Origin of the sequence: Campylobacter sp. BCW_6466 (assembly GCF_001762835.1) — a bacterium.
GTDB classification, from domain to species: domain Bacteria; phylum Campylobacterota; class Campylobacteria; order Campylobacterales; family Campylobacteraceae; genus Campylobacter_D; species Campylobacter_D jejuni.
In genome coordinates, this window is the sequence record NZ_MJXO01000072.1 from 100,542 (window position 1) to 110,140 (window position 9,599).

The following is a 9,599-nucleotide window of genomic DNA, read 5'->3' on the forward strand; positions in this document are numbered from 1 at the left end:
TTGGTATAAAATTTAAAAGTTACTTTTTGTAATTTTATAAAAAAATAATTATATAAAATGAGAATATTTGATACAAAATTTTAAAATTTTAAATATTTTTATAAAAATATATCATTTTTTAAATTTATCAATACCCCTAGTTTTATTACAATAATTCTATATATCATTAAAAAGGAGTAAAATGCGTTATTTAGCTATATTTGCGATTTCAATCACGCTAAGTTTTGGTGCAGCTAATCCACCTATACAAGATAGAACGGGCACAGAACTTGTTTTATCAAGTCACGAGCTAGCCAATAAAATAGGCAAAGAAGTTCTTGACAAAGGCGGAAATGCCATAGATGCAGCTGTAACTGTAGGTTATGCTTTGGCTGTAGTGCATCCTGCAGCAGGAAACATAGGTGGTGGTGGCTTTGCAGTCATTCATCTAGCCAATGGAGAAAATACCACGCTTGATTTTAGAGAAATGGCACCTTTAAAAGCAAGCAGAGATATGTATCTTGATAGCAAAGGAGAAGTTATAAAAGATGCTTCAACTATAGGTTATCTAGCTGCTGGAGTACCAGGAACGGTTAAAGGTATGAGTGCTATACTTGATCGCTACGGCACTATGAAACTAAAAGACTTGATGGCTCCTGCTATAAAACTAGCTGAAAAAGGTTATCTCATCAATGATAGACAAGAACAAACCATGCTAGAAGCTAAAGATATGTTTAAAGAATTTCCTAGTTCAAGCAAATATTTCCTTAAAAAAGATGGCAGCACTTATAAAAGCGGGGATTTATTTGTCCAAAAAGATCTAGCAAAAACTTTAAAACTTATCGCAAAGGAAGGTCCTGATGCTTTTTGTAAGGGAAAAATCGCTGATTTAATAGCAACGGATATGGCTAAAAAAAAGGCATTATCACTAAAGAAGATCTAGCACAATACCAAGCTATTTGGAGAAAACCTGTAGAAGGCACTTATAGGGGTTATGATATCATTTCCATGTCGCCACCTAGCAGTGGGGGTGCTCATATCATCGAAATTTTAAATATCATGGAAAATGCCAATATAGAAAATTTAGGCTTTGCAAGCTCTAAAACTTTACACATAATGACTGAAGCCATGCGTCAAGCTTATGCGGATAGATCAGAATACATGGGCGATCCTGATTTTGTAAAAATCCCACTTGATAAACTTACAAGCAAAGAATACACCAAAGAAATTTATGCAAAAATTCCAAAAGATAAGGCTTTACCAAGCTCAAAAGTAAAACCTGGTTTAGGGCAAATTCACGAAGGATATAATACCACTCATTATTCTGTACTAGATAGCAAAGGCAATGCTGTAAGCATTACCTATACTATCAATGCGAGTTATGGTTCGGGCGCTGCGGTTGAAGGGGCAGGGTTTTTACTCAATGATGAAATGGATGATTTTTAAATCAAACCAGGCGTGCCAAATTTATACGGACTTGTAGACGGAGAAGCTAATGCTATAGAACCTAAAAAAAGACCTTTAAGCTCTATGAGTCCAACTATCATACTAAAAGATGGAAAAGTATTTATGGTAGTAGGTAGTCCAGGTGGTTCTAGGATCATCACGACAGTTTTACAAGTGATTTCAAATGTGATCGATCATAAAATGGACATATCAACAGCAGTAGAAGCTCCAAGATTTCACATGCAGTGGCTACCTGATGAAATCAGAACAGAGCCTTTTGGAATCATCAAAGATGTGCAAAACAATCTTGAAAAAATGGGCTATAAAATCACCAAAGAACCTTATATGGGTGATGTAAATGCTATCATGGTCGATCCAAAAACTGGAAAAATCGTAGGCTCCATGGATACAAGAAAAGAATTCTAACTTCTTATTTACCCTTGAAATTTCAAGGGTAAATTTATACAGGATTTTTAAGTCTTCTTTTAAAAAATGCTCCTAAAATTAAAATCACTGTAAAAGCAATGAAAAAATATAAAAATTTAGGCACAGGCACAGGATCTCCTGCTGCATAAGAATGCAATCCTGAAAGATAGAAATTTACCCCAAAATAAGTCATTAAAATAGAATAAAATCCTATAACACTCGCACTTGCAAAGGCGTAAGGATTGTTAAATTTTGAGATAAATCTAAGATGTAAAATCATAGTATAAACAATAATAGAAATTAAAGCCCAAGTTTCTTTAGAATCCCAGCCCCAGTATCTTCCCCAGCTTTCGTTTGCCCAAACTCCACCTAAGAAATTTCCTATAGTGAGTAAAGCAAGTCCTATTATCATCGCCATTTCGTTGATACAATGTAAGTTTAAAATACTTTGATCTATTTGAGCTTTTTTTGGATTTCTTAACATAAATAAAATCAAGCTAAATACTCCAAGCAAAAAGCAAAGTCCTAAAAATCCATAGCTTGCAGTGATGATAGAAACATGGATATTAAGCCAATAGGATTTTAAAACGGGCACAAGATTTGTAATTTGTGGATCCATAAAACCAAGATGTGCTACAAAAAGAGAAATTCCAGCCATAATACTTGCAGTACAAAGCGCTAAAGAAGATCTTTTATAAAAAACAAGTCCCGCAAAAGCACAAGCAAAAGCTATATAAACCATACTTTCATAAGCATTACTCCAAGGAGCGTGATCTCCTACATACCAACGAAAGATTAAAGCTAAAGCATGAGCTAAAACACTTAAAGCAATGAGAATAAAAATTGCATTTTTAAGCATTTTTGGAGCTTTTTTAAGGCTTAAAATTTCATAGACTAATAAGATAAAAAGCATACTACCTAGTAAAAGATAAATAGGGGTGAGATTGTCAAAAATATTATAATGATTTAAAAAAAGCTCTAAAGAAATTTGAGTAGGTGTAGGGATAAGATTTGCTCCGTAGAAATTTTGAAAATTTTTAAGTCTTTCTAAACTTTCATCGGCTTTAGAAAAATCTTTGGTACTAAGAGCTTGTTCAAAATCAAAAAAATATTTTGCCAATAAGCTTTGTATATTTTCTATATCCTTTAAATCAAAAGGCATAGGTGTAGCAGGAGAATACCAAGTATAGGTTTTTTGGCTTGGATCAGGAAATATTCTAAAAATTTCTCCGCTATAGATATAAAAAGCAGTGTTGATTTTTTCATCAAGAGCTAAAATATCTTTATCAAACTGATCTCTTAGAGCAGGTTTTTTGCGATTTGCTTCTTCTATATAGTTTGAAAGTTTGTAAAAATCTCCATCAAAAACATCATCGTAAGCAAGATATTTTTCATTTTTATCCACGCCTAAAATTTCTTTTAGCTTTGCAGTTTTTACGCTAATCATTTTTATTTGTCTAAAATGTTGTGGATACATCATCATACCAAGAAAAATTTGATTATAGTTTAAACCTAAAAAATCATTTTTTTTGGTAATCTTATGGATGTAATTCATCGCTAAAGTATCGATAGGTTTTATCCTGCCATCAAAGTCTTGCACAAGTAAGCTTCCAAAAAGCATAGAATGTTTTGCAGAATTTTCTTTGATATTTTGTATAAGCTTTAAGGTATTTTCATCGGCAAAACTTTTTATATTAAAAGCAAAAAGACAAAAAAGAATTAATAAAAGATTTTTTTGATTTTTAAGATAGTTTGATAATTTTTGAAATCTTGAGTTTTTAGCAAATAAAATCCATAAAAAACCTAAAGTCAGCAAAGTATAGCCTATATAGGTTGGAATTTTTCCAGGATCTTTATTGACTGAAAGTATGGTGCCTTGTTTGTCTTGATCATAAGAACTTTGAAAAAATCTATATCCGCCATAATCTAAAACATTATTCATAAAAATTTTATACTCAAAACTTTTATCTTGATCGATCACTTCTATATCTGAAGCATAAGAAGAAGGACTCATAGAACCTGCATAGCGATCTAGGATAAAATCTTTTAAAGCCAAAGAAAAAGGCAGTTTGATCTCTTCAGGACCCCAGTTGAGTGCAAAAATTTCACCTCCTAGTCTAAAAGGTAAAACATTTTCATTGTTGTAATTTGGAGTGAGTAAAATTTCTTTGCTTTCATTATTAAAAGAAATTTGCATTTTGATGATAGGATTGCTCATTACATTAGAGGCTTTTTCATAATCAAGTAATTTTAAATTTATAGTTTTATTTTGCTGCATGGAAACTTTTTTTTCAAAACTATTATGGAGTAAAGGATTAAAAGCTACTCCAAAGGATTGATATTCTATAACCTTACCTTCATCATTATAAAACATTAAGGCTATAAATTCATCTCTTGTCACAATGATATCAGAACTTTGTCCTTCTCTAATGTGCATACCTCCTTCTACGCCAAAATAACGCGTGATTGCAGCGCCAAGTAAAATTACTATAAAAGCACTATGCAAGAGCAAGGAAGCGTATTTTTTTCTTTGTAAAAGTTTATGTATAAAAATAATACCTATAAGATTGATTAAAAGCAAAAGGTGTAAGATATCAAACCATAAAGCATTATAAACTAAGGCTTTAGCAGCATTTGTGCCAAAATCATTTTCGACAAAAGTCGCTACTGCACAAGAAAGAGCATAGATAAAAAGTAAAATAAGACTCATCCAAAAGGAAAAAAAGCTTTTCTTAAACATTTTTCTCCTTGTATGCTAGAAAAAGTGTTTTAAAAAGCTTATCTTCATTAAGCTTTTGATTTTTTTCATCTTTTAAAATTTCCATAGTCAAAGCAAGGCGTTTAGCACTCATAAAACCAGGATAAATCAGTAAAGTTTTATGTTTAGGAGTAAAAAATACCAAAGTAGGCGTAGCGTCTATATTGAATTCTCTTGAAAGTTCTTCTGTGCTTGTTTTTTTATTGTCGTAATTATGAATTTTATGATAACTTGTATTGATATAATAAGAATTATATGTGTTTTTTAAGATATTTTGAACTTCTTTGTTGTTTTGAATTTCGTGTTTTAATTTATCGCAATAAACACAATTATTTGCACTAAAAATAATTAGCACAGGTTTGTCAGAAAAAACAATATTTTGATTGTCTTTAAAAAATTCTGCGATTTCTTTGTAAGAGTTGAGATCAAGATTGTTTGCATCTTGTTTGTATTGTTCTGTAGTTTTTGTTCCTTTAGAAAGAATATTTTCATCTATTTTTTCATCATTACAAGCACAAAATAACAATATTATAAATCCTAAAATCAGTTTTTTTAACATCAAATCCTTTCATTTAAAATTGCCTAGAAAATCTAGGCAATTATTATTTTAACAAATCCACTATAAAAGCATAAATCATCAAGAATAAAAAGATCATTCCCGTAATCAGCATCAAATAACCTGCTAATTTAGCAATGCCTTTATAAGAATCAAATTTAGAGTTTTTCTCATATAAACTTTCAAGCTTTCCGCTTTCTTTTAGGCGTTGATAATACGCATTTCTTTCTTGTTTAATCTCGGCTTCACTTTGGGTTCCTGAGAAAATTACCATATCCATAGGGAAGCGATCTGCTCTAAAATGAGTATTGAAGAAGTGGATTGCAAAGATAAATCCTGTTGCAAGTAAAGCTTCATCAGAGTGCACTAAAGAACAAAGATTGATCATCCAACCTGGTAAAAAGGTACTAAAGAAAGTAGGAAACCATAAAACCAATCCTGAAAGTCCTATAACAAACATACCCCAAAATACTGCTAGATAGTCAAATTTTTCCCAATAAGTCCAGCGGTCAAATTGTGGTCTTTCACCCATGCCAAAGAACCATTTAAAATGTGCTTTCATATCTTTAAAGTCCTGCCAATTTGGCATTAAAGAATCAGGTCCAAAAAGGGCTTTTAAAATTTTCATTTTATCAAGTTTTCCTGTTTGTGGATCACGCACTAAATCTCTTCTTTTCCAGTTTACAAGTATGATTTCTCCAATATGAGAGAAAAAGACTATAAACATAACAATAGCACTAATATGATGCACTATGGTTGCACCGATTGGTCCGCCCATAAGATCTATCATGGTTTGTGCCCAAGGAGCGGTATAAAATTTTTGCGGCAAACCCGAGAAAGCAAGTCCTAAGAAACTTACCGCCATAAAGAAATGCTGAATTTTATGGAAGGTTGAAAAACGTTTGATTAAAACCTTGTCATTGTGTGCATTTTCTTTTGCTTTTTTCCATTCTGCAGGATGTGAAAATCTTGCTAAAATCAGTCTTATACTCCAAAGTAAAGTATGCAAACCAAAGAATACAAAAACTCCTATCACTAAAGCGGTCATAAAGATATAAGCACCGTGAAGTAAAGGATAGTTTTCTCCATCACTATGATCAGCATGTGCAATAAAATTGGCAAAATTTTCATTAGAATTTGGATGACACTGTGCACAAGTTTGAACACGATTTAAAGACGATAGGGTTGAGTTTAAATCTTCAACTTTTAAAATATTGTGTTTGCCGTGACAATCATAACAGGCTGCGATTTTTGGAGCACTACCAGGACTATTTAATACCATAGCCTTACCATGAAAAGTATCATGATAGCGATCTTGTTTATCTTGATGACATTCACCGCACTTAAAATCACTTCTTTGTTTTAAGGTCATTGCATTCATTAATGGATCGTTGTTGTGGATATCATGACAAGTGGTACAAGTTGGAATTTTTTTCTTTTTTCCATCTTTATCAAGTTGTATTTGGCTGATATTTTGATGAATGCTGTGTTTAAATTCTTTATCTATATCTTTATGACAACTTGCGCAGTTTTTATTGATAAGATCTAAATTTGCAGCATTATTGTAGCGAATAGATTTTTTATCTTCGCCTTTTCCGTGGCAATCCCTGCAACTTGGAACATCTCCAAAATACATTCTTGAATGAATGCTATCTTTAAAATCATCTAAATTTTTAGCGTTTTGCCATTTTTCTATTTGTTCTTTTTGAACTTTTCTTCCAGAAAGCACCCAAGATTCTATACCATCTAACATAACATAAACATGGGTATAGCCTAATTTTTGGCTTAAATTTGCAATATTAGAAGCATCAAAAGTAAAACGATTCGACCCATAAAAAATTAAAGTTGCATTAAAATCATCAGGTAATAAATTTTGCCAATTTTGCGCATCAACTAAAACAGCATTAGGTATATTACCTGCAACCTCTCTTTCTTCCTTGGAATTAACATCCACAAAATATACATTTTTTTGCCCTAAAAGTTTTTCAGCATCTTTCATACTGATAGGAGTTACACCTTCAACTATACCTATTTGAATTTTTCCGTCGGCAAGTAAAAAAGGGGTTGAAAAACAAAAAACAGCAAGCAATATAAATTTTATTAAACTTTGTTTCAAAATTTACTCCTTAAACTCGCCCAAAAAAATGGACGAAAATTTTATTTTAAAATATTTTTAGCTTCTTGTATATAAACCAAAGCCTCATCTACTATTTTTTTGGAGTAAACAGGACCATGCACACCCCAAGAACCATCTTTTTGCAATTTTTCTGCAATAGCCCTTGCTTGATTTGCCAAAGTAATAACACGAGATTTTTTCTCTACAGAAAGCTTAGGATTTTCAGCCATAGCTTTATCAATTTCTTTCACGCCTTTAAGAATATTTTCATATCCATCTTTTACAGGTTTTTGCCAACCTACGACAATGTCGTAGATAGTCTCTTGATCTGTAAAATGAAGTTTTTTAGGTAAATTTGATTGAACCGCACTGTGACATCCACTTGCACCTGGCCCCATTAAATTTGGATCACTAAAACTTGTACGTCCACAAGCCCACATTAAATCAAGGAAAAATCTTCCATCATCATCTCTAGCGATGGTCCATCCTGGAGTTTTTGGAGATCTTTCTTTACCTTCTGGCGGATTAAGAGTTTTAGCAGTTTTATCAACTTTTATTTTCCAAATGTGAGAAGCTCTAACATTATCAAATCCACCTTTATCAGGATTTTGAACTGCTCCAAAGTTTTCACAACTCATCATATTTGGCATGTGACAAGCTGTACAATTATCTTTTGAATGAATTCCTCCTTGTTTAAAGAAGCTAGCTTGTGTGTCATGACAATCTGTACAAGTTTTTTTAAGCCCTACTTTAGTATATCCATCTTTCCAATCATTGAAAGTAACCTCATGAGGATCGTGGCAAGTAGAACATCTCATACCCTTATCATAGTGAGCTGAACTATACATTTGCGCACCTTCAGTTCCACAAGCTGGACAGCTAGATTTAAAGAAGGCATTAAATGGTTTTCTAGGATTTTTCTTAGCATCTTCTTCATTATAAGAAAATCTTTGATGACATCTTTCGCAGTTTGATGGCATACCTGCACCTCTAGCACCATAAAGATGAGCACCTGCACCATGACATTCTTCACAAGAAATACCTTTTGAAATTGTATGTTTTCTAAGCTCTTGAGTATTTCCTAAAGCTTTATAAAATTCTTCTTTGCTTTTAAAATCAAATTTAAAACTATGACAGGTTTCACAATAAGAACTTGCAGGCTGAAAAAGCATATTTTTACGATATTGTGCTGCATAAGAATTTGTTCCCCAAACTTGAGAGCCATTACCTCCAAATTGTTCCATAGTAGTAGGGAAACCTGGAGAAAATTCTGCTATTTTTTTGGTCATTTCAGGTGTTAAAAACTCACTCCAAAGTCTTGAAAATTGATTACCTCCGGCTACTATTTTTCCTGTCATATTGCTAAGATTTCCATCTTCAACATGATAAGTTCCACGAACCAACCATCTATCAATAAAACCATATTTTGTTCTAGGTGTTCCAATTACAGCATAGACATCATCAGGATAAATTCCATCTGGTAAAATAGTAGATTGTGAGTTATACATAGGTTTTTTTAAATCATTTCCTACTTCTTCAAACTCATCAGGAAAACGAACGGTTTTTGCATGACGTGATCTTTCCCAAGCTTTATATTGAGCAGGATGACATTCACCACATTTTTTTGGACCTACAAATTTATTTGGAAAATCTAAAAAAGATTCCATTCCTAAACGATAAGTCACTGAAGTATGAGCTAGATTGTTTTGCTGTGCAAAAGTAGGACCATTAGAAAATTCTACATATTCTTCTTCCCTATCACTAATAGCATATTTACCTACTATACGACCTTCTTTTTCATATTTAAACATAGGATGATGTTCTTTAAGATATTTAAAAAACGCATCTTCTTGGTGCACATAACCCTCAAGCGTTCTTGGTTTAGTATCGCCATCTTGTGCAGCTTCTCCTTGAATAAGAACATTTGAATTTTCTGCACTGCTCACATTTAAAGCAAATCCCACCCCAAGCAATAGGGTTAAAACCTTTCCCTTAGAAATAAGCTTTTTCATAAGATACACCTTATAAATAAAATTTTTAAGATAATATAATTATGAAATAAATAATTTAAGATATAAATTATCTTATTTAAATTATATTAACTTTTATATATAAAGTTTATGTTAATTAAACTTAATAATTAATAAAATTAACAATTTCATCGTGAATTTATATATTAATTTCTATTTTTTATTTAAAATTCTATCAATAAACCAAGTAGCCGATCACCCAAACAACTTTTTTAAAAGAACTAAATTTATACAATCCATACAAATATACTAAACCTTCCAAACCCCTAAAAACACCCTATTCTCTTA

The 9,599-nt window shown here is 32.0% G+C and carries 4 protein-coding genes and 1 pseudogene; 1 reads left to right on the forward strand and 4 read right to left on the reverse strand.

From position 1 onward, the window contains the following. Positions 1-181 precede the first annotated feature (181 nt). A pseudogene (gene ggt, locus AJ887_RS08125) lies at positions 182-1,851 on the forward strand (gamma-glutamyltransferase). Positions 1,852-1,885: 34 nt separating this feature from the next. Here the strand turns inward: ggt and ccsA are convergent. From ccsA to AJ887_RS08145, 4 genes are read right to left on the reverse strand one after another with little or no spacing between them, the layout of a single operon-like run. Then, entirely contained in the window at positions 1,886-4,591 is a 2,706-nt protein-coding gene (gene ccsA / locus AJ887_RS08130) for a cytochrome c biogenesis protein CcsA (protein WP_070240504.1), read from the reverse strand. After that, a complete protein-coding gene (locus AJ887_RS08135; RefSeq protein WP_070240505.1) occupies positions 4,584-5,168 on the reverse strand; it encodes a SoxW family protein in 585 nt (194 codons plus the stop codon). Before AJ887_RS08135 ends, ccsA begins: the two co-directional genes overlap by 8 nt. Positions 5,169-5,211: 43 nt before the next feature. Beyond that, complete coding sequence (locus tag AJ887_RS08140; RefSeq protein ID WP_079860893.1) at positions 5,212-7,281, reverse strand: rhodanese-like domain-containing protein; 2,070 nt, start codon at positions 7,279-7,281, stop codon at positions 5,212-5,214. Positions 7,282-7,322: 41 nt separating this feature from the next. After that, on the reverse strand, positions 7,323-9,293 hold the full coding sequence (locus AJ887_RS08145) for a cytochrome c3 family protein (protein WP_002854177.1): 1,971 nt from the start codon (positions 9,291-9,293) through the stop codon (positions 7,323-7,325). Positions 9,294-9,599 lie beyond the last annotated feature (306 nt).

Excerpts from the sequence above, each read along its gene's own strand:
- ccsA (WP_070240504.1), bottom strand. The coding sequence starts at position 4,591 with ATGTTTAAGAAAAGCTTTTTTTCCTTTTGGATGAGTCTTATTTTACTT.
- AJ887_RS08135 (WP_070240505.1), bottom strand. The coding sequence starts at position 5,168 with ATGTTAAAAAAACTGATTTTAGGATTTATAATATTGTTATTTTGTGCT.
- AJ887_RS08145 (WP_002854177.1), bottom strand. The coding sequence starts at position 9,293 with ATGAAAAAGCTTATTTCTAAGGGAAAGGTTTTAACCCTATTGCTTGGG.